The sequence below is a fragment of the Arachidicoccus rhizosphaerae genome, from assembly GCF_900107765.1.
Classification (GTDB): Bacteria; Bacteroidota; Bacteroidia; order Chitinophagales; family Chitinophagaceae; genus Arachidicoccus; species Arachidicoccus rhizosphaerae.
In genome coordinates, this window is the sequence record NZ_FNQY01000018.1 from 63,315 (window position 1) to 83,159 (window position 19,845).

The 19,845-nt window shown below is 43.0% G+C and carries 17 protein-coding genes; 8 read left to right on the top strand and 9 right to left on the bottom strand.

The features are described 5' to 3' along the window. The first annotated feature begins 8 nt into the window (after positions 1 to 8). The 3 genes from BLU80_RS14275 to BLU80_RS14285 are packed head-to-tail and all read left to right on the top strand — an operon-like array spanning position 9 to position 1,366. The gene (locus tag BLU80_RS14275) at positions 9 to 305 is read left to right on the top strand and encodes a HesB/IscA family protein (RefSeq protein ID WP_091399793.1); all 297 of its coding nucleotides are present in this window, start codon (positions 9 to 11) and stop codon (positions 303 to 305) included. A gap of 48 nt (positions 306 to 353) precedes the next feature. Continuing rightward, positions 354 to 692, top strand: a complete 339-nt coding sequence (locus BLU80_RS14280; protein ID WP_091399795.1) for a hypothetical protein — start codon at positions 354 to 356, stop codon at positions 690 to 692. Beyond that, positions 692 to 1,366 (top strand): hypothetical protein, encoded by a 675-nt coding sequence (locus tag BLU80_RS14285; protein ID WP_091399797.1) that lies wholly within the window; start codon positions 692 to 694, stop codon positions 1,364 to 1,366. The genes BLU80_RS14280 and BLU80_RS14285 overlap by 1 nt, the downstream gene beginning before the upstream one ends. Positions 1,367 to 1,403: 37 nt before the next feature. Here BLU80_RS14285 and BLU80_RS14290 read toward each other — a convergent pair whose 3' ends face one another. From BLU80_RS14290 to BLU80_RS14320, 7 genes are all read right to left on the bottom strand, one after another. Further along, the gene (locus BLU80_RS14290; protein WP_091399799.1) at positions 1,404 to 1,706 is read right to left on the bottom strand and encodes a Sec-independent protein translocase subunit TatA/TatB; all 303 of its coding nucleotides are present in this window, start codon (positions 1,704 to 1,706) and stop codon (positions 1,404 to 1,406) included. A gap of 146 nt (positions 1,707 to 1,852) precedes the next feature. Then, positions 1,853 to 2,998 carry a type IX secretion system ring subunit PorN/GldN gene (gene porN, locus BLU80_RS14295; RefSeq protein WP_091399801.1) on the bottom strand — a complete coding sequence of 382 codons (1,146 nt, stop codon included), beginning with the start codon at positions 2,996 to 2,998 and terminating at the stop codon, positions 1,853 to 1,855. A 1-nt stretch (position 2,999) separates the two neighbouring features. Continuing rightward, positions 3,000 to 4,265, bottom strand: coding sequence for a T9SS ring complex lipoprotein PorK/GldK (gene porK / locus BLU80_RS14300; RefSeq protein ID WP_091399804.1), 1,266 nt, complete (start codon positions 4,263 to 4,265; stop codon positions 3,000 to 3,002). Between the two features lie 16 nt (positions 4,266 to 4,281). Further along, positions 4,282 to 4,548, bottom strand: coding sequence for a hypothetical protein (locus tag BLU80_RS14305; RefSeq protein ID WP_170831248.1), 267 nt, complete (start codon positions 4,546 to 4,548; stop codon positions 4,282 to 4,284). Positions 4,549 to 4,635: 87 nt separating this feature from the next. Beyond that, entirely contained in the window at positions 4,636 to 6,267 is a 1,632-nt protein-coding gene (gene groL, locus BLU80_RS14310; protein WP_091399808.1) for a chaperonin GroEL, read from the bottom strand. Between the two features lie 49 nt (positions 6,268 to 6,316). Next, positions 6,317 to 6,598, bottom strand: coding sequence for a co-chaperone GroES (locus BLU80_RS14315; protein WP_091399811.1), 282 nt, complete (start codon positions 6,596 to 6,598; stop codon positions 6,317 to 6,319). Between the two features lie 335 nt (positions 6,599 to 6,933). Then, positions 6,934 to 7,803 carry an SPOR domain-containing protein gene (locus BLU80_RS14320; protein ID WP_091399813.1) on the bottom strand — a complete coding sequence of 290 codons (870 nt, stop codon included), beginning with the start codon at positions 7,801 to 7,803 and terminating at the stop codon, positions 6,934 to 6,936. A 159-nt stretch (positions 7,804 to 7,962) separates the two neighbouring features. Between BLU80_RS14320 and BLU80_RS14325 the strand changes: the two genes are divergently transcribed. The 3 genes from BLU80_RS14325 (at position 7,963) to secDF (ending at position 12,742) form a co-directional block, all read left to right on the top strand. Next, a complete protein-coding gene (locus BLU80_RS14325; RefSeq protein WP_091399815.1) occupies positions 7,963 to 8,370 on the top strand; it encodes a hypothetical protein in 408 nt (135 codons plus the stop codon). Positions 8,371 to 8,533: 163 nt separating this feature from the next. Beyond that, positions 8,534 to 9,160, top strand: a complete 627-nt coding sequence (locus BLU80_RS14330; protein ID WP_091399817.1) for an FKBP-type peptidyl-prolyl cis-trans isomerase — start codon at positions 8,534 to 8,536, stop codon at positions 9,158 to 9,160. Between the two features lie 399 nt (positions 9,161 to 9,559). Continuing rightward, a complete protein-coding gene (secDF, locus tag BLU80_RS14335) occupies positions 9,560 to 12,742 on the top strand; it encodes a protein translocase subunit SecDF (RefSeq protein ID WP_091399820.1) in 3,183 nt (1,060 codons plus the stop codon). A gap of 267 nt (positions 12,743 to 13,009) precedes the next feature. Here the strand turns inward: secDF and odhB are convergent, their stop codons facing one another. Then, positions 13,010 to 14,539: a 2-oxoglutarate dehydrogenase complex dihydrolipoyllysine-residue succinyltransferase gene (gene odhB, locus BLU80_RS14340; protein WP_091399822.1), complete on the bottom strand. Its 1,530-nt coding sequence runs from the start codon at positions 14,537 to 14,539 to the stop codon at positions 13,010 to 13,012. Between the two features lie 138 nt (positions 14,540 to 14,677). Then, the gene (locus BLU80_RS14345) at positions 14,678 to 17,416 is read right to left on the bottom strand and encodes a 2-oxoglutarate dehydrogenase E1 component (protein ID WP_091399824.1); all 2,739 of its coding nucleotides are present in this window, start codon (positions 17,414 to 17,416) and stop codon (positions 14,678 to 14,680) included. Between the two features lie 211 nt (positions 17,417 to 17,627). Here BLU80_RS14345 and rpsT point away from each other — a divergent pair, with 211 nt between their 5' ends. After that, positions 17,628 to 17,888 carry a 30S ribosomal protein S20 gene (gene rpsT / locus BLU80_RS14350; protein ID WP_091399826.1) on the top strand — a complete coding sequence of 87 codons (261 nt, stop codon included), beginning with the start codon at positions 17,628 to 17,630 and terminating at the stop codon, positions 17,886 to 17,888. Between the two features lie 692 nt (positions 17,889 to 18,580). Continuing rightward, positions 18,581 to 19,837, top strand: coding sequence for a serpin family protein (locus BLU80_RS14355; RefSeq protein WP_170831249.1), 1,257 nt, complete (start codon positions 18,581 to 18,583; stop codon positions 19,835 to 19,837). Positions 19,838 to 19,845: the final 8 nt, after the last annotated feature.

Here is a 19,845-nt window from a genome sequence, read left to right on the forward strand (position 1 = left end):
TAATCATCATGGATTTAATAGAAGTAACGCCGGCGGCTCTGGAGCAATTAGAAGCATTACGAACAGCGGCTGCCGAGCAGGGTAATCCGTATTTAAGGATTGGGGCAAGGGGAGGCGGCTGCGGGGTAGCCGTGACCTACTACTTGGGTTTTGATAAGGCAGAATCTACAGACCAGATATTTACAACCGCAGGCTTAGACTGTGTAATTAATAAAGCGCAGTTAATGCAGTTACAGGGGATCACGCTGGATTATCTGGATTCTGACTTGCAACAGGGATTTAAATTTATACCTGCAGGTCGTTAGCGGGCATTCATCAGTGAATGGTGCCAACCTGTAGATTAAAAAAAGAATATGAAGTCAATCCTCTATCAATTTATTTTTTTGCAGCTGATTCTTTTAATGGGTCTTTTTAGTATGAGAAAAAAGGAGTATTTAAAGAAGTGGAGCTGGGTGTCTGCTGATAAAAAACACCGGGTTGCGGGGAGTATTTTTATGATTGAGGGAATACTGCAAATTTTTATCGGCTGGTGCTTTCATGACGGAACTCAAAATAATATAGGGACGCTGTTGTTTTATATGGGTGGTCTTATATGGCTCACCGGAGGGATTTTATATTTTATTTTTGGCAATAAGACCAGGGGGGATACGCCTCAGGTTAAGTTATCAAAAAAGAGGGCAGAAATCAACTGATGCGAAAACAAAAAAGGGCTGCAGATTTAGGTGATTTATCCAAAGGCTACAGGAACAAAAGCGGCGCTTTACTGCTCATGCTTGTGCTGCTATCGCTATCCATATCGAGCCGGCTTTTCGGGCAACCTAAACATATTAACGCGCCTGTCATCCGCCATGAATTAGACCGTATATATCGTGAAGATCAGTTGAACCGCTATAAGCTGGTCGCTATGGATCAAAACTGGAATGACAGTCTGCAGGTGGCTTACGATTCGCTGTGGGCCTTACAAAAAAGCCTGGACAGGCAGCACATGCTGACAATAGATCAGCTGCAAACCACCTACGGCTGGGATGACCTGATGCGGCTGCCAGATACAGCAAAGCAGGTTATATTTCTTGTGATTCAGCATAGTGATTCACTGCATATGATAAAGTATCTGCCGCTTATTAACAGATCTGCTCAAAAGGGAGATCTACCCAAAGAGGATTACGCCTTATTGCAGGACAGGGTGAGCCTTATGCAAGGAGGGAAACAATATTTCGGGTCTCAGATTTATTGGGATAGCAAACAAAATCAATATCTGCCTTTACCGGTTTTAGGAGGCAGGGAGGCTGCAGAGAAAAGAAGGCGAGTGCTGGGGATAGAGACCCTGGTTCATTATCTGGACAGATGTAATAAGGCCCCTAACTAGCAGCAGGAAGCCTCAGCTCTTATTAGCCAATTCAATCCTACACATTTTTATCTTCAGAGACCGGCTCGCTATCCAGATCTGTAATGCTGCTGGCTTTAGTCGTTTTAGTAGAGCTAATGGAAGATATCACTTCTTTTTTAACTGCACCCATTGGATTTTTTACAACGTTCAGCGGTTTTTTAATGCTATCCATCTCATCCATAACGGAGTTTTTGCTGTCATTAAAAGTTTTTACACCTTTACCCAGCCCACGCATAAGTTCCGGCAATCTTTTGGTGCCAAATAATAGCAGGATTACAATTGCGATCAGTAATAGTTCCTTAGGTCCGATTTCCCCCATTTTCTACAATTTTATGATCCGCTGACAGGTTTTAATTAGGATGCCCGTCAAAGGAAGCAGGACAAATATAGCAGATTATAACGTCTTATCATCTGAGCGCTGCTAAATTTATCCTCTTTTTAGGGCTTAGAAAATAATGCATCCGTTTACCTGCGGCGTCTTTTGCCGCTTTCCGGTAAAGTTTCTGAGATCATATGATATTTACCTTGCCCGTAATGATCAATCATATCCCAGATTTTAGCAGCGGTGGCCTTTTGCTCATCCAGGTCCGGCATCAGGGTATTCCAGGGTATTTCGCCCGGGTTTTGATAATCAGATTTTACCATCTGTCCCTTAAATTCCCTTAAATCAAAGAGTTCATTAAATGGAATCTTAGTGCCGGTGGCACCATTATCATAGGCCTTATATCTAGTCATCAGGCTTCTGAGATCCGGAAAATAGAGCCAGAATAAGGCATGCTCACTATTGGGGATGGTCTCACCGGTGGAGAGCTTATATGGGACAATGGGCGCAATCCCTAAGATCCGAACCATCATTTTGCCATAGCTCTTGTCATAAAACCAGTCCTCTTTCAGGCAGAAAGTGAAGACGGAATCCAGATCAATGGATTTAGAGCGGATCTGATAGCCGCTGATATTGCCATCCAGATCATAAACGGCTGAAGTATCCAGGCCATTGCCCATGGATTCTTTAACCTGATCCGGGGTCATGGGCGTGGTAAAACGATCATCTTCCGAGCTAAAGGCGGTTATTTTTCCCTCATTGATCGCCTGGAGCATGAGGGTTATAAATTGGTGAGCCCCAAAGTCATCCAGTGCATACATCAGATGGCGGTTATCAGGCTTACGGGTATCGATATTTTCCCAGACCCGGACATTAAAAGTGATGTTTTCCTGCCGTACACTGGGGTAGGGCAGCGCATTGCTTTGCTGATAGGGAGCTTGTTGATAGGGGAAATCATTGCGCAGCGGCATTTTCCCCTGAGGCAGTTCGGTACCGGTATTGATTACCTGGACCGGGAGACTGTCTCCTGCTCCCTGGGAGAAAAAATTGCCGGGCAGCTTAGTGGTGTCCGTTCTTTTACTGTCGTAGGTGCCGGCCGCTTTTTGCCCATAAGTAACAGGAGCGGTAAGGCCGGTACAAAGTAATAATATACTCAACCTTGCTGCCAAGGGTATCTGAAGTCGGAATGTCGCAAATGAACCTAATCTGATCATGATCGTAAATTGAGCTAATAGCTTATATATAAGGACGCTTCTAAATCCTTCAACTCCTTTGTTGCTGGGATTCATATTATTTTTTAGGGGTTCCCGGCGGGATGTCAATTACGCATCTAAAACCAATATAGGATCTGGAAGAATCCATATATTCGTAAGATCTGGCATTCACCTGGATGCCGTCAGCCGGATCTTTCCAACTGCCCCCTCTCACTGTCTTTCTTTTTTTATCCTGGCTATCTTTATCGGTTGCATTGATATAGATATTGGGGTTAAAATCATTGTCATAGGCCTGATAACCATTGATATAGCTGGTGGCTGTCCATTCAGAGACGTTTCCTGCTATATTATACAGTCCAAAATCATTAGGCAGATAGCTGTCCACTCTGGCCGGGTAAAGCGCCCCGTCATCTGTATAATTACCCTTGCCGTTTTTAAAGTTAGCCATCATGCAGCCTTCCGCATTTTTCAGGTAATTACCCCAGGGGTACAGGAAGTTATTATGGCCTCCTCTGGCGGCGTATTCAAATTCAGCTTCCGTTGGCAAACGGTAAGCATTCTGAACGGCCAGTTTCTTTCTGCCCAGATATTGATTCAGGTAATTAGTACGCCAATGGGCAAAGGCGGTTGCCTGTCTCCAGTTAACCCCCACGACCGGATACTGCGCGTAAGCAGCATTCTCAAAGTAATCCCTGGCCATGGACACGTTATAAGAGTAGTCAAAATCCTTTATCCAGACCAGGGTGTCCGGATAAATGGGGACATCATAACTATAAATAAAATTCTTTCTGGGTTGGTCGGGATGATGAGCCGCTGCGTTATAATCAAACCCCTTAGCCCGGTAAATAAGTTTAGAAGGGTCTAATTCAGGCTGATCATTGAGTAAATCCTGACTGGGGAGCATTATACTGCTGAGTCTTTGTTGGATATCGTCATCCGCGAAGTTGATCTTTTTTGCTTTAGACCAGTCTACTGCGGTATCACCTTCTTTGGATACGTGTACATACCCCAGAATCATTGCTGCTGTAGAATCCCGCACCCAGTTGACAAACTGATGATACTGCGCATTGGTGACCTCATATTTATCCATCCAGAATCCGTTAACAGAAACACTGGTCGTCCCGGCGGAGCCTGATTCAGCACTCCCCAGGGTAAAAGACCCGGTAGGGACATATACCATATTGGAGGGCAGATCCATGCCTTTGGGTATCTTATCGTATTTTATGCCATGTACCACGCCGTCATCAGAGGCAGAGGCGCTGATTTTATTAGAAGAGCATCCTGCTAAAGCGGTCAGCAGCAGAAAGATGCCAAATACTAAATGCGTTTTTTTTCCAGTCATATAAGCTCTAAAACTGCTATAAGCGCAGCCCTGTTTTTAATGATTGACGTCCTTTAAAATATTTATGGATGCAAATAGCAGCATCTCTATGCCAGGTAGCCTGTATTAAAGTAAAAAAACAGGTCCATCCCGGCCAGAGCTGCTGGCTGTTGATTATAAAAACGCTGATTATAATTTGTTTATTGTGCAGGGCGGCCTCCCTGGCTGGATTTATATATAAGGAAGGGAAGAAGCCTTGCTGGGTGGCCTTCACTTCAGTCAGACGCGGGCCTATCCGCTCCATAATAAAAAAGGCCGCGCTGTAAAAGCGCGACCTGGTCAAAATTATAATATAAATATAAATTATAATATATAATAGCTGCAACAGATATTAGTAGCCCATACCCATGGAAGGATCTGGCATTGGTGCAGCAGCAGCCTTAGGCTCCGGTTTATCTGCAATGACACATTCTGTAGTCAGCAGCATACCTGCGATAGAAGCTGCATTTTCCAGCGCGATACGGGTTACTTTCGTCGGATCGATAACCCCTGCTTTTAACAGTGGTTCGAAAACCTCAGTACGGGCGTTAAAGCCATAATCAGCTTTGCCTTCTTTGATGGTCTGAACAACGATGGATCCTTCCACACCACAGTTCTTAACGATCTGACGGATAGGCTCTTCGATAGCACGCTTAACAATAGCGATACCGGTTGTTTCATCAAAATTCTGACCTTTTAATTTATCCAGAGCAGCGGATGCGCGGATATAAGCAACGCCACCACCAGGTACGATACCTTCCTGAACGGCAGCACGTGTTGCGTGCAGGGCGTCATCAACACGGTCTTTCTTTTCTTTCATTTCTACTTCAGTAGCAGCACCTACATAAAGGACAGCAACACCGCCGGCTAATTTAGCCAGGCGTTCCTGTAATTTTTCTTTATCGTAGTCAGAAGTAGAAGTTTCCAGCTGTGCTTTAATCTGAGAGACTCTGGCCTGGATATCAGCTTTCTTTCCTTTACCATTGACAATGGTTGTATTGTCTTTATTAATGGTAACGGAAGCAGCACGACCCAGTGCAGGTAAATCTGCATTTTCCAGGGTAAAGCCCTGTTCTTCACTGATTACAGTGCCACCGGTTAATACGGCGATATCCTGCAGCATTTCTTTACGGCGGTCACCAAAACCTGGTGCTTTAACAGCAGCAACTTTCAGCTGACCACGTAATTTGTTCACAACCAGTGTAGAAAGCGCTTCGCCTTCTAAATCTTCTGCGATAATCAGTAAAGAAGCAGAGGATTGAACGATTTTTTCCAGTAAAGGCAGGATCTCTTTTAAGTTAGAGATTTTCTTGTCAAAGATCAGGATGTAAGGATTTTGCATCTCTACTTCCATTTTCTCTGTATTGGTAACAAAGTAAGCAGAGATATAACCGCGGTCAAACTGCATACCTTCAACTACATCTACGGTAGTTTCTGTACCTTTTGCTTCTTCTACGGTAATCACGCCTTCCTTACCTACTTTGGTGAAAGCCTGGGCAATCAGTTTACCGATTTCATTATCATTATTGGCAGAGATCGAGGCTACCTGCTCAATTTTCTTACTGTCGTTACCAACGGCCTGAGATTGTTCACGCAGGTTGTCGATGATTTTGCCAACGGCTTTATCGATACCACGTTTGAGGTCCATTGGATTAGCGCCTGCAGCAACGTTTTTCAGGCCTTCACTGATAATGGCTTGTGCCAGGACAGTGGCAGTCGTAGTACCATCCCCTGCAATATCTGCAGTTTTGGAGGCTACTTCTTTGACCATTTGAGCACCCATGTTCTCAATGGCATCTTCTAATTCAACTTCTTTGGCCACGGAAACCCCGTCTTTTGTAACGGAAGGTGCACCAAATTTCTTTTCAATTACTACATTACGTCCTTTGGGACCTAAGGTAACTTTAACGGCGTTTGCCAGCGTATCAACGCCTTTTTTCATCTTATTTCTGGCGTCTATATCAAAATAAATCTGTTTTGCCATAATGCTTTATTCAACTTTATTGTTTACGAATGTTTTTACCTGAGACTGCTTAGAGAATAGCAACGATGTCGCTTTCACGCATAATCAAATATTGCTTGCCTTCAAATTCTAGTTCCTGACCTGCATATTTGCCATATAAAACGGTGTCGCCGGTTTTAACGGTCATCGGTTCGTCTTTTTTACCAGCACCTACAGCGACAACAGTTCCGCGCTGAGGTTTTTCTTTTGCTGTATCCGGAATAATGATTCCACCGGCACTTTTTGTTTCGGCCGCTGCTGGCTGAATAAGAACCCGGTCATGCAGTGGGGTTACATTTAATTTTTTTGCCATAGAATGAAGTATTTAATGGTTTGTGATTAGAATAATTTATACTTTTTTCAAACAACTACTGGTTAGCAATTTTATTGCCACTGGGCCTGAATGGGTCAAAATTTCACTTAATGGCAATAACTGACTGCCATTTGGTTCATTTTGGCATATTTATACACGTATCTGGTTTAGGAATTATCTTTATACGTGACAAAATTGCATATCTGGCAGCCAACCCAAGGATGTGACTGCCCCTGTTGATGAGTATGAACAGTCCGCAATAAAAAAGGCGTTGCTGTTTATGTCAGCAACGCCTTAATGTCTTTAATTTATTGATTCTTAATGATTCTCCTCAATTATTCAATCGTGACCGCATGCCCGTAGTAGGATTTAAGAGAATCTTTTAACCGGACGGTATCCGTGGCCTGAACGTTATCCATCGCTATATATAAACGGTAAAGCGTTCCTGTGGCACTGCTTGAAGAATCCATGGAGACGACATTTCCATAGCTTTTTAACTGATCAATGCGCTTATCGGCCTGGGCCTTAGTGGGATAGGTCTGAAATATAAAATGGTAGCTGCCTTCCTTACGTACTGGTTTTTCAGGCTGCACCGGGACGTTTACCTTGGGTTTGGTTAAGGTATCCGCCACTGCCGCCGTATCCGCCGGGCTATCTTTAAAGAAGTTAAAGGAAGATTTCGGGATATAGTAGGCGCCAAAGATAATGACCCCAATAATTAAAAGAATTAAGACCCAACGGCCAATCACTTTTTTATTGACTTTGCGGGTGGCATAGTTGGTGGCAGAGGTTAGGGGAGAATTGCTGTAATTATCTTCATAATGCTTCTTTTCTCTTTCCTTGGTCTCTTCCAGTTTTTCGGTACTCAACTGATAGCCGCCACTTTTGTCGGCGTATATAAAGCCGATACCATCAATCACAAAAGGAGTGGAGCCGATATTCATCAGCTGTCTTGTCTGATCCAGGAAATATTCAAGGTCAGCACTGGCAATTGAATGAGATTTTTGGGTAGCCTCTGCCAGATAATCCACAAATTCCGGGGTAGTAACTGCTTTTTTGTCATAAACAAAAGCAGGGGAACTGATAATATTACCGTCCTCATCCTTGGAAATGGCATCCGGTAAAGTAAGGGTGCCTATTTTCTCCAGCGTAACAGTTTTATTCAGCTCCAGATACTCTCTGATATAACGGGTAGATAAGCTCAAAATTTGCCTATTTTTAGGTTCCTGTATTCAATTTGGATCATTATGGTTTGCAAGTTTAGTTCATTTTTCAGTAGAAAAATCATATTCTACTAAATTTTTTTGCGTAATTATTTTATAACATTGAGTTTTTAGCAACAAAACTTTGGATAACTTTGACCCATGTTAACGCCCGAACAGGAGAAATTTTTACAGTATTGGGAGGCTAACCGGGAAAAGGAGAAAAAGCTCCTCCGGCAGGCCCGGGCCGGATTGCCCCTGGGGCTGACTTTTGCAGCCGCAATTTTAATCTGTGTGTTTAGCGGTTGGTATAAAAGAGCGATGATGGAGTTGTCCACAGATGTAAGCCCGGCACTCCTTATTTTTGCCGTACTTCTGATTGCCATTACCTATGCTATTTTCTCCCAAAAGCAAAAATGGGAGATGAATGAACAATCTTATCTGGAAATTAAGGCCAGAATGAATAGAGAGCAGGCAGCACAAAATGGACAGACGCTCCCGGGACATGAACCGAAGGGTGAAATTGTAGATGCAGTGCCACCGGCAAAAGCAAATCCGGAGCAGGAATAAAAACAGGCAAATACACCTGAATGACAGGCAAAAACACTTGTACAAAAAAAAGATGCCTTGAAAATGCTTGTAGATAAGGCAATTTTTTTAAATTTATTGCACAAATATTGTAGCGTTAGTTTAACATAACCCGTTATAGGTGTTAAATTCAAAAATATCTTCAATGAAAAAATTCCTAATGTCGGTCAGCATGTTGGCCGCAATGTGTGTGACGATGAGTTCTTGTCTGAAAAATGATTCAGATAATTATGTAGCTCCTGTAGATCCTTCTGTAGAAGCACCGGCCTTACAGGCCTTTATAGATTCCACGGGATATAATATGGTTACGCAGTCTGATTCTTTGTATTTATATGTAAGCAATGGAACAAACTTTGAATTGAAAGGGTACAAAATGCCTTATTTATATTATGAGATTGTAAACCCAGGAAACTTAACCCAGGGAAGCACTGATACTTCTGATGCTGCTATTGGCGGTTCAGTAGGCGGTAATACGACAATTTATAATACCTACACTGATTCTACGTTAATTGCCTCTGTTACCTATAAGGGAACCTTATTGAATGGGACTGAATTTGGCAAATCCGATGAGCCTGTTTTATTCGCGATTCCAAATATGATTTACGCCTGGCAGGCGCTTGTAGGAAAAGTTGGAAAAGGCGGTGAAATCCGTATTTTAACTCCATCCCTGTATGGTTATAGCAATTCGGCCAAAACAGGAATTCCGGCAAACTCTCCTCTTTATTTTGACGTTAAAGTGGTAGGCTTTGTGAAAAACAGCTATGGCAAATAAATAGCACTATCGCTCGGAGATATTGTATCATATATAGTATTTAAAAAAGTTGTGGCCGGTCAATCATCTGAACCGGCCATAATTATTTATTGGTGCGAACTAAGGATTTTGGATACATTAACCATTAAGGCTTACTAATATTTTCAATATTTTACTCCCTTCGTGAAATCCTTTGCCTGAAATCCCTTAGCTTAGCAACCGGAAAAAAAACTAACCGCTGAAAGCATCTACATACTTCCTGCGGTTAAGGGTGAGGGGTCGGACGAAGGGACTGATGCTGAAAACCGCTAGAAATGGCATTTTCCTCCAAAAAATGACTTATAATTTTTATTTAACACAATTCAATCGCAAACCCTATCTTTGCGCAAATTTAGTAAAACAAATTACCCTACGAATTTTATGCAATTAAAAGGATTAGTACGTTTCTTTACCGTGGCTTTGGTGCTGATTTGTATTTATCAGCTCTCCTTCACCTGGATGGTGCATAGTCATGAGAACAAAATGGAAGATAAGGCAAGTGCCTGGGTAAAAGCAAGTTATGCCACGCCTGAACAAAAATATGCTGGCAATCTGGAGCAACAAAAGCTGTATGCTGATTCGCTGGAGATTATTGAGAGAAATCAGGTGAGACATTTATTGGACAGTACCCGCAATGACAAAATCGGTCCGTTTGGCATGACGACCTATCAGAAAGCCAAAAACAGTGAGCTGATGTTAGGTCTTGACCTGCAAGGTGGTATGAGTGTAACCATGGAAGTGGGCCTGGACGGTTTGGTCCATGCCTTGTCCAATTACTCTAAAGATGCCTCTATCAATCAGGCTATTGATCAGGCTAAAGCGATCAAGGCCAATGATAATACAGACTTTATCTCCCTATTTGCAGATCAATGGAAAAAAGTTAGTAATGGTAAAAAACTGGCTCCTTTCTTTGCCCAGAAGAGTAATAAAGAACTGACTTATGAGTCTACGGATGATCAGGTGTTTATTTATTTGCGTAAACAGGCAAAAGCAGCCTTTACCAATACCTATAAAATCTTAAGAACTCGTATTGACCGTTTCGGTCTTTCTTCTCCGACTATCAATCCGGATGAAGCTAAAGGCATTATCACGATTGAACTGGCTGGTGTCAATGATGCAGAACGTGTCCGTCACTATCTGCAGTCAACGGCCAACCTACAGTTCTTTGAAGTATATAACATCTCAGAAATCGGTGCTGACTTTCAAAAAGTAGATGGCTTACTGGCTAAAGCAGGTGGTCATGCTGATCAGAAAGACACTGCTGCAGCCGCGGCTGCTACGACTGCTGCTGCAACTGCTGCAACGACACAGGCGCCTAAGGCAGATACGGGTAATACTTCTTTATCTGCATTGGAACAGACGGCTACAGACACCAATGCAACCTTTGCTGATTCTTCCAAAACAGCTACGGGAGCAGTGGACAGCGCAAAACTGATTCGTGAAAAATATCCATTCAGTTCCATGTTCCTGGATATTGCCCGTCCTTATCAGGATGAACAAGGACATGTTGGATATCCATCCTATGTAGGTCTTGTAAGTAAAGCCGATACCGCTAAACTGAATAAATTATTAGCCAGCGATATCGTTAAAGCGGCTTTCCCTTCCAATCTCGTATTCATGTACGGTAAACCGGATGAGAAGGATACTAAAATGAACGGTGTTTTAACCTTATATGCGATTAAAACCCTGGATAACGGTCAGGCCAGACTGGAAGGGGATCATATCACGGATGCCAGCCAGGGTAATAACCAGATGGGCCAGGTAACTGTAAATATGAAAATGGATGAGTCCGGTGCACGTATCTGGGCGGACATGACCAAAAAGAACGTAGGACGTCCAATTGCGATCGTGCTGGACAATATTGTATACAGCGCTCCGAACGTAAACGGGGAAATCACCGGCGGTAGTTCAGAAATTACCGGTAGCTATACCGTAGCTGAAGCGCAGGATATGGCCAATATCCTTGAATCCGGTAAATTACCGGCGCCTGCTAAGATCGTTCAGGAACAGATTGTAGGACCTACCCTGGGTCAGGCAGCGGTAACCGGTGGTATGATTTCATTTGGTTTATCCTTTGTTGTCATCTTTGCCTTAATGTTACTGTATTTTAATACAGCCGGCTGGATTGCCAATATTGCTCTTACGCTAAACCTTTTATTTACCATTGGTGTACTGAGTTCACTGGGCTTTACCTTGACCGCTCCGGGTATTGCGGCCCTGGTACTTACGGTGGGTATGGCCGTGGATACCAACGTTATTATCTTTGAGCGTATCAAAGAGGAACTGGTCAGAGGAAAAGGATATCTTCATGCGGTGGAAGACGGGTATAAACGCTCTTACGCTCCTGTACTGGATGCGCACGTAACGACCCTGCTTACGGCTATTATCCTGTTCTATTTTGGTTTAGGTCCTGTACTTGGATTTGCGACAACACAGATCATCGGTATTCTGCTGTCTTTATTCTGCGGTATCTTAGTATCTCGTCTGGTATCTGATATCTATACCAATAAACAAAGACACTTTAATTATTTTACCAAAATTTCTAAAAAGGTATTTGCACACCGTGCCATTCCTTTTGTAAAATACCGTAAGGTAACTTATATCATCTCTATTTTTGTAGTAATACTGGGTGTGGCTTCGTTTTTCAACGGGTTCAACGAAGGGGTAGAATTCTCCGGAGGTCGTAGTTATACGGTCAAATTTGAGAAAGCGCCTAACCAGGACAAAGTGAGAGATGATCTGAAAGCGCTCTTTAAAGATGCACCGATTATCAAGACCGTAAATGTACCGGAACAGTTAAATATCACCACCTCTTACCTGATTCATGAAACCGGAAAGGATGTGGATGCAAAGGTTGAACAGGAGTTATATAAAGGTTTACAGTCATTTTTGCCTGAAGCAACCACCTTTGCCAGCTTCAAGAATACCTATATTCAAAGTTCACAGACCGTACTTCCAACCATCTCTAAAGATCTGAAGGCAGGAGCTACAAAGGCTACGGTATTTGCAATTATCGTTATCTGTCTGTATATCTTTATCAGGTTCAGAGACTGGCGTTTCTCATTGGGTACCATCGTATCACTGTTACATGACGTTTTAGTAACGTTGATTGTATTTAGTTTCTTCAGAAACATTGTTCCGTTCCCGCTGGAAATTGACCAGCACTTTATTGCGGCGGTACTGACAGTTATCGGTTTCTCCATGAATGATACGGTAATCGTTTATGACCGTATCCGTGAAGATGCCGGTATCCTCCATACCTTGGACAAGGAAACGATTATCAATAAGGCGATCAATGAAACGCTGAGCCGTACCATCATGACTTCCTTGACAGTATTCTTATCCATCCTGATTCTGTTTATTTTCGGTGGAGAAGTGGTCAGAGGATTTGCTTTCGCTATGCTGATCGGGGTAATCACCGGTACCTATTCCTCTATCTTTGTAGCAGCACCGATCCTGATCGATTTTGCTAAAGATAAGCCACTGGGTAAGGTAAAAGACCACTCTGTGATGGAGCGTAAACACCATGAAAAGTTACATGCTGGTGATGCAAAGGCTAATTAAACTTAAGTAGAATAAAGCCTGATCGTTTTACAGACGAATCAAATCAAAAAATATATACCAAGACCCCGTTCAGCATATCTGAACGGGGTCTTGTAGCTTTGGGATTCTTTGACAAGATAAGATTGAAAGATTGCCCCGTCCTAAAATCGCTATACACTATACATCCTGAATAGAGAAAACCGGCTGATCTTTTTCTAAAGAAAATGACCAGCCGGTTTTTATATATCGTTCGGGTGAAGACTGCCTTATGAGTGTGTTACCTTCGGATTAGAGTTCCAGTAATGCTTTTACGGGATCTTTGCTATAAAGCAACAGTTCCGGATTTTCCAGCAGCTCTTTGACCCGCACCAGGAAGCTGACTGATTCTTTTCCGTCAATAATGCGATGATCGTAACTTAAGGCTACATACATCATGGGACGGATAACCACCTGGCCACCGATCGCCATCGGTCTTTCCTGGATTTTATGCATTCCCAAAATGGCGCTCTGTGGTAAATTGATAATAGGCGTGCTGAGCAGGCTGCCAAAAGTACCGCCATTGGTGATGGTAAAGGTCCCGCCTGTCAGCTCTTCCATACCGAGTTTACCGTTACGGGCTTTGGTGGCCAGTTCTACAACGGTCTTTTCGATATCGGCCATGCTCATTGATTCGACATTACGCATAACCGGTACTGTCAGGCCTTTAGGGGTGCTGACAGCTATGGAGATATCGGCATAATCGTGGTATACCAGTTCATTGCCATCAATATAAGCATTGACAGCCGGCCATTCGCTTAACGCAATGGCGCAAGCCTTTGAGAAGAAGCTCATAAAGCCCAGTCCGACACCATGCTGTTCTTTAAATTTATCTTTATATTGTTTGCGGACTTCCATAATACGGGTCATGTCTACTTCATTAAATGTAGTAAGCATGGCAGTGGTATTTTTGGATTCCACCAGTCTGCGGCTAATCGTTTTACGCAGATTACTCATTTTTTCCCTGCGTTCATTTCTGGAGTTCAGCGGCTGACCGGCAAAAGTCTGTTTGCCAGGATTGGCCAGTGCTGCCAGTACGTCCCCTTTCATGATTCTGCCGCCATGGCCGGTAGCCTTTATGGTTGAAGGGTCCATGTGTTTGTCTGCGATAATTGCAGAGGCCACAGGACTTGCTTTTAAATCATTCGGGATGGTGGTAACGGGCGCCTGGGCTTTAGGTGCAGCTGCAGTAGCCGCTGGTACCGCCACATCGGTGTCGATTTTAGCAACCAGATCGCCGATTTGCAGTACATCGTCGATTTTAGCCACCAGGCTTAGTTTACCGGATTCTTCGGCATTCAGTTCAAAAGTTGCTTTTTCGCTTTCCAGTTCGGCGATAGGTTCATCTCTTCTGACAAGATCTCCATCCTGCTTCAGATAATTGACCAGGGTTACTTCTGTGATAGATTCGCCAATAGTAGGAACAGTCATATCAATGACACCTTTGCCTACGGCCTCGGCCGTAGCTGCCGGTTCAGCGGATGGGGCTGCGGCAGGCGTCTCAGCAGGAGCTGATGCACTGGCTGGCGTGCTGGGTGCTGGCGCTGCGGCAGTTTCATCAATTTTGGCCAGGACGTCACCTATTTGCAGGGTTTGTTCTTCTTCTGCTACCGTTTGTAAAATACCTGCCTGTTCAGCATTGACTTCGAAAGTGGCTTTTTCACTTTCCAGTTCAGCAATGACCTCATCTCGGTTTACATAATCCCCGGTTTTTTTGACCCATTTGATTAAGGTTACCTCACTAATGGATTCCCCCACAGTGGGGACTTTGATATCTATCATATACTTCTAAAATTTACAGGACACTTAAAGGTAAATGGTTTGACGCATTTAGCCATCTAAATAGACCTTACTATTGTTTTTTTGCTTTTCAGACATTTTAACTGTCTGCTGAGAGACCTAAGTTAAGCTAAAAACTGCTTATAAATTAAAGGCGGTCTCCAGGATTTCCTCCTGTTCCACTTTATGGACTTTTGCATAACCGGTGGCAGTGGATGCACTGGCATTTCTGCTGATAATGCCATAAGGGAAAGCCTTAAAGGTCGTCTGCAAAAATGTCGCTGCGCCCATATTCTGCGGTTCTTCCTGCACCCAGAACCAGACGGCACCACTGTATTTTTCATGCAGGGCTACCAGCTGTTGTTCGGGAGTCGGATAAATCTGTTCCAGACGGATAAGGGCGATATCTGTTCTGTTTTCCTTTTGTCTTTTTTCTTCCAGATCAAAATAGAGTTTACCACTACAAAGCAATACTTTTTTGATCTGGGCAGGGTTGCCGGCCGCCTGGGCGTCATCGATGACTTCCTGGAAGCGGTGTTGACCTGCAAAATCCTCTGATTTGCTGTAAGAACCCGGATGCCTTAAATTGGCTTTAGGACTCATGTTAATCAAAGGTTTCCTGAAATCCCATTTCATTTGCCGGCGCAGGGCATGGAAGAAGTTGCCGGCTGTGGTAATATTGGTGACGACCATATTGTATTCAGCACAGCTCTGCAAATATCTTTCCAGACGGGCACTGGAGTGATCCGGTCCGCTGCCTTCATAACCATGCGGCAATAACAGTACGACACCACTCATCAAACCCCATTTGGATTCTGCGCTGGAAATGTATTGGTCTATCACCATCTGTGCTCCATTGGCGAAGTCTCCATACTGTGCTTCCCATACAGCCAGATTATTCGGGTTGGCCAGTGCATAACCATATTCAAACCCTAATACAGCATATTCACTGAGCAGGGAGTTGTATACCCTGAACTCAGAACGCTGATTTTCAGAGAGATGATTTAATCTATTGTATTCCAGGTTGGTGTTTTCGTCAAAAAGTACGGCGTGGCGCTGGGCAAAGGTCCCTCTTTTGACATCTTCCCCTGAAAGGCGCACCGTGAGTTCTTCGATTAAAAGGCTGGCATAGGCCAATAATTCAGCAGTACCCCAGTCAATCAGGCCGTCTTTATCAAAAAGTGCTTTTTTATCCTGTAAGAGCTTTTTGATTTTGCGTAGGGGCTGAAAATCCTCCGGCCAGCTCAGTATTTTATCCATGAGATCATGAACGCTGGTCTCGGTAATACCGGTGACTGGTGACTGTTGAAAATCCGCAGCCTCTGCGTAACGCAGTTTCTGCCACCACTGTTCAGGAGCCTGTAATTTATAAGGAAGCGGTTTTTGATGTACTTCATCAAAACGCTCCTGCAGGTCGTTCCAGAACTTGGTCTCCATTTCTTTTGCCAGTTGCTGGGCGTCTTTTTCCCCGTTATTGGTGAGGAAATCCATATATACTTCCCTGGGATTAGGATGTTTATCAATCAGGGAGTACAAATGGGGTTGGGTGAACTTAGGTTCATCTCCTTCGTTATGACCGTGACGGCGGTAACAAAGGATGTCAATATATATATCCTTGTGGAATTTTTGTCTGAAGACAGTAGCGATTTCTGCAGCTTTTACAACGGCTTCGATATCATCGCCGTTGACATGAAATACAGGCGATTTGGTTATGCCGGCAATCGCTGTACAGTAGTCTGAGCTGCGTGCGTCCTTATAATCCGTAGTAAAGCCAATTTGATTATTAATCACCAGGTGGATCGTCCCGCCCACATTATAACCTTCCAGTTCACTCATCTGGGCGACTTCATAAATGATACCCTGACCCGCTACGGCGGCGTCTCCATGGATTAATATAGGGAGGATCTTATTGTAGTTAAAGTTATACAGTACGTTGGCTTTTGCTCTGGCAAAACCAAGGGCTACCGGGTCAACGACTTCCAGATGGGAAGGGTTGGGGCATAACTGTAAATTGATTTTTTTTCCGCTGGCGGTAATAAAATCACTTCTGAAACCTAAATGGTATTTAACGTCTCCGCTTCCCTGCGTCTTATCGGCAGGTATAACGCCTTCAAATTCACTGAATATTTGTTCATAGGTCTTGCCCAGCGTGTTGGCCAGTACATTTAAACGACCTCTGTGAGCCATCCCTATAACGGCCTCATCTACATTGTCATTAGTGGCTTCATGTATAATGGCGTCCAAGGCAGGAATTAAAGCCTCACCACCTTCTAATGAAAACCTTTTCTGACCTATATATTTAGTATGAAGGAATTTCTCGAAAATAACGCCCTGGTTGATCTTCTCTAAATTTCTTTTACGTTTGTCCAGGCTGGGGACTTCCAGGAATTTCTTTTCTACCTGGTCAATCAGCCAGGTGTAGATTTCGGGATCGGTAATATAACCGCATTCAACCCCGACGGAGCCGCAATAGAGCTTTTTAAGCTTGTCAATGATTTGCTGCAGGCTGCCTGATGGTAGCCCGATAAACTGACCTGCCTGGAATTTTTCAGTTAAGTCCTTGTCTGTCAGTCCGAAATATTTTAATTCAAGATTCGCATGACGATCTTTTCTGGAACGAATCGGATTGGTCTGGGCAATCAGGTGTCCCTTATGACGGTAGGCTTCAATCAGCCTGTATACGGAGAATTCCTTGGAAAGCTGATTGGCATCCACACTGCCGGTACCGGTTACTGCCAGATCTCCGGCAACGGCATAGTCAAATCCTTCGAAAAATTTTCTAAAATCCGGGTCTACTTTTTGGGGGTCTTCTGTAAAATCTTTGTACAATCCTTCAATGAATGAAGGGTGAGAATTGGTTATATACGAGAAATCTTTCATATCTCTCCAGGGTATTTGTGAGATGAGTTATAATAGAATGCAAATATCAAATATTCCCTTCTAATAAAAGCCTAATGTTAGGTTTTTTTTTCAACAAACAGTTGTGTGTATAAATGGGTTGCTGCTTAGAAATTAAAAAAAATTTTTCCTTTCAGAAATTTGCTCTACATTTGCAGTCCGAAAAAACAGTTACTCAAAAAAGAAATTTTTAATGGCAAATCATAAAGCTACCAAAAAAGACGTACGTCAAGCAGCTAAACGCAGGGACAGAAACCGTTATTACGGTAAAACCACCCGTAACAATATCCGTAACCTTAAAGCGTCTGCCGATGATGCAGCTTATGATGCTGCATTGCCTTTAACTTTCTCTATGATCGATAAATTGGCAAAACGCGGTGTGATTCATAAAAATAAAGCTAATAATCTGAAAAGTAAATTAGCCAGAAAAACTGAATTTAAAAAACCCGCCTAAGGAGGGTGATTTGAGTTAGTTTTTTCAATTATCTTATTTAAAACCAGGTAGTTAAGTTTTATTAACGGCCTGGTTTTTTTATGCCTGCTTGTGATGAAAGATAGGGGCTTGCACGGAAAAATCTTATTTGCGGCCACGCTTGCCCTGCTTGAAATTTAGCTTGCTCAAACCGGGGCTTGCTTTAAGATGATTTTTTATATTTTAGAAGAACTTATTTAATCTTGTATTGTAATTGTAATACAATCAATGCTTTACGTGCTTTAATTAATATAAGTTCCGGGGTTGTTTTTGAAAAGATTAATCAGTTGCCATCACTTTAAGCCGCTTTTCAGGTGTAATTTTTGGAGATGGGTATCTATAATCTTATTCTCCCACCCCAAGGCTTAGCGTGATTCATGGTCGTAAAGCCCAACTGTAGCGTTTGGGTTTTTCAGGCGTTATATAAAGATAAAGGCCAGATTATAGGGGAGTCACTAAAACGCAACAAAGTTTTGGGCAGACCGAAAAGAAATATTTCGTTTTGTTTAAGCAAGGATTTTTGGTTTTGTATGTTGTGACATTGATTATAATGTCCGTTTGTTTTTGCATTTACTAGTGATAGGTGATCGGCTCATTTTTTGAAAAATTTTGGAGGTAAATATCAAAAAATGGGTAAAAAGCGGATAAAAACTATTTATGAAAATATTTATAATATGAAAAATCTGATTATGTTTTCAACGCTATTGGGACTCGGAGTAATAGGAATCTCCGGTTGTAGTAAAGCGGTTCATTCAGGAAGTTCGGGGCGGTCAGGGGAGAGTGGTCATGCGCCCGTAAAAACGATCAGCATCAGTCAGGCGTCCCAAAAAAGCGTCAATGACTTTTCTTTTAATCTGTTGCATCAGGTGGAGGCAGCTGCGCCTACAACCGATAATTTCTTTATTTCTCCTTTAAGTTTACATATGGATCTGGGTATGGTGTTAAATGGCGCAGAAGGAACAACCTATGATGAAATGCTGCATACCCTGGGGTTAGAAGGTAAAAGCCTGGAACAGGCGAATACGGATTATCAAACCCTGCTCACGGATTTACCCAAGGCAGACCCTGAAGTGCAGCTGGGCCTTTATAATTCTATCTGGTATAAAAATACTTTTAGCTTTAAGCAGGATTACCTAGACCTGATAGGGGCGGATTTTGATGCTACTATAAAAGGGCTGCCCTTTAAAAAGGAGGATGCTTCGTACATAAATGACTGGGCCAGTGAGAAGACGAATGGCAAGATTAAAAAAGTCCTGAAGGAAATAAATCCGGAAGATGTCATGTTTTTAGTGAACGCCCTGTATTTTAAGGGAGACTGGGCCTTAAAATTTGATAAGTCTAAGACAAATGCCGCAGATTTTACCCTGGAAGACGGTCGCACAAAACAGGTACAGATGATGCATCAGACCAGTTCATTTAAAATGTTTGCAGGCCTGGATTATAGTGCAGTCAGGTTACCTTATGGCAATGGGCAGTTTGTTATGACCGTGCTTTTACCTGCGTCCGGTAAAAGTCTGAATGAGGTATTTGGTAAGGTAAGTAGCGCGGATTGGGGTGATATGCAGCAACATATGCTAAGTCGTGAATTAAATCTGGGCCTTCCCAGATTTTCTATTCCTGCCTATGAATTCAATTTCAATGATGTTTTAAAGTCCATGGGGATGAAAGCTGCTTTTGATCAGAATAATGCAAATTTTGGCAAAATGACCGCTAACCATATTTTCGTAAATTTTGTAAAACAAAATACGTATCTGAAAGTGGATGAAGAGGGTACAGAGGCCGCAGCGGTGACCACGACCGGTATGGCAACAACTTCAGTTCAATTGCCCGTATCCTTTATCTGTGACCGCCCATTTGGCATCATTATCAGTGAACAGACCTCTAATACTATCTTATTTATGGGTAAAATTATGAATCCCGAGTCGGATTAATCAAGTGG

What these genes read in the sequence shown, in the direction of transcription:
- BLU80_RS14345 (WP_091399824.1), bottom strand. Translation starts at nt 17,416, where the DNA reads ATGAAAGATTTCTCGTATATAACCAATTCTCACCCTTCATTCATTGAA.
- odhB (WP_091399822.1), bottom strand. Translation starts at nt 14,539, where the DNA reads ATGATAGATATCAAAGTCCCCACTGTGGGGGAATCCATTAGTGAGGTA.
- BLU80_RS14285 (WP_091399797.1), top strand. Translation starts at nt 692, where the DNA reads ATGCGAAAACAAAAAAGGGCTGCAGATTTAGGTGATTTATCCAAAGGC.
- BLU80_RS14330 (WP_091399817.1), top strand. Translation starts at nt 8,534, where the DNA reads ATGAAAAAATTCCTAATGTCGGTCAGCATGTTGGCCGCAATGTGTGTG.
- groL (WP_091399808.1), bottom strand. Translation starts at nt 6,267, where the DNA reads ATGGCAAAACAGATTTATTTTGATATAGACGCCAGAAATAAGATGAAA.
- BLU80_RS14355 (WP_170831249.1), top strand. Translation starts at nt 18,581, where the DNA reads ATGAAAAATCTGATTATGTTTTCAACGCTATTGGGACTCGGAGTAATA.
- BLU80_RS14280 (WP_091399795.1), top strand. Translation starts at nt 354, where the DNA reads ATGAAGTCAATCCTCTATCAATTTATTTTTTTGCAGCTGATTCTTTTA.
- porK (WP_091399804.1), bottom strand. Translation starts at nt 4,265, where the DNA reads ATGACTGGAAAAAAAACGCATTTAGTATTTGGCATCTTTCTGCTGCTG.
- rpsT (WP_091399826.1), top strand. Translation starts at nt 17,628, where the DNA reads ATGGCAAATCATAAAGCTACCAAAAAAGACGTACGTCAAGCAGCTAAA.
- BLU80_RS14325 (WP_091399815.1), top strand. Translation starts at nt 7,963, where the DNA reads ATGTTAACGCCCGAACAGGAGAAATTTTTACAGTATTGGGAGGCTAAC.
- BLU80_RS14290 (WP_091399799.1), bottom strand. Translation starts at nt 1,706, where the DNA reads ATGGGGGAAATCGGACCTAAGGAACTATTACTGATCGCAATTGTAATC.
- BLU80_RS14275 (WP_091399793.1), top strand. Translation starts at nt 9, where the DNA reads ATGGATTTAATAGAAGTAACGCCGGCGGCTCTGGAGCAATTAGAAGCA.
- secDF (WP_091399820.1), top strand. Translation starts at nt 9,560, where the DNA reads ATGCAATTAAAAGGATTAGTACGTTTCTTTACCGTGGCTTTGGTGCTG.
- BLU80_RS14305 (WP_170831248.1), bottom strand. Translation starts at nt 4,548, where the DNA reads ATGGAGCGGATAGGCCCGCGTCTGACTGAAGTGAAGGCCACCCAGCAA.
- porN (WP_091399801.1), bottom strand. Translation starts at nt 2,998, where the DNA reads ATGAATCCCAGCAACAAAGGAGTTGAAGGATTTAGAAGCGTCCTTATA.
- BLU80_RS14315 (WP_091399811.1), bottom strand. Translation starts at nt 6,598, where the DNA reads ATGGCAAAAAAATTAAATGTAACCCCACTGCATGACCGGGTTCTTATT.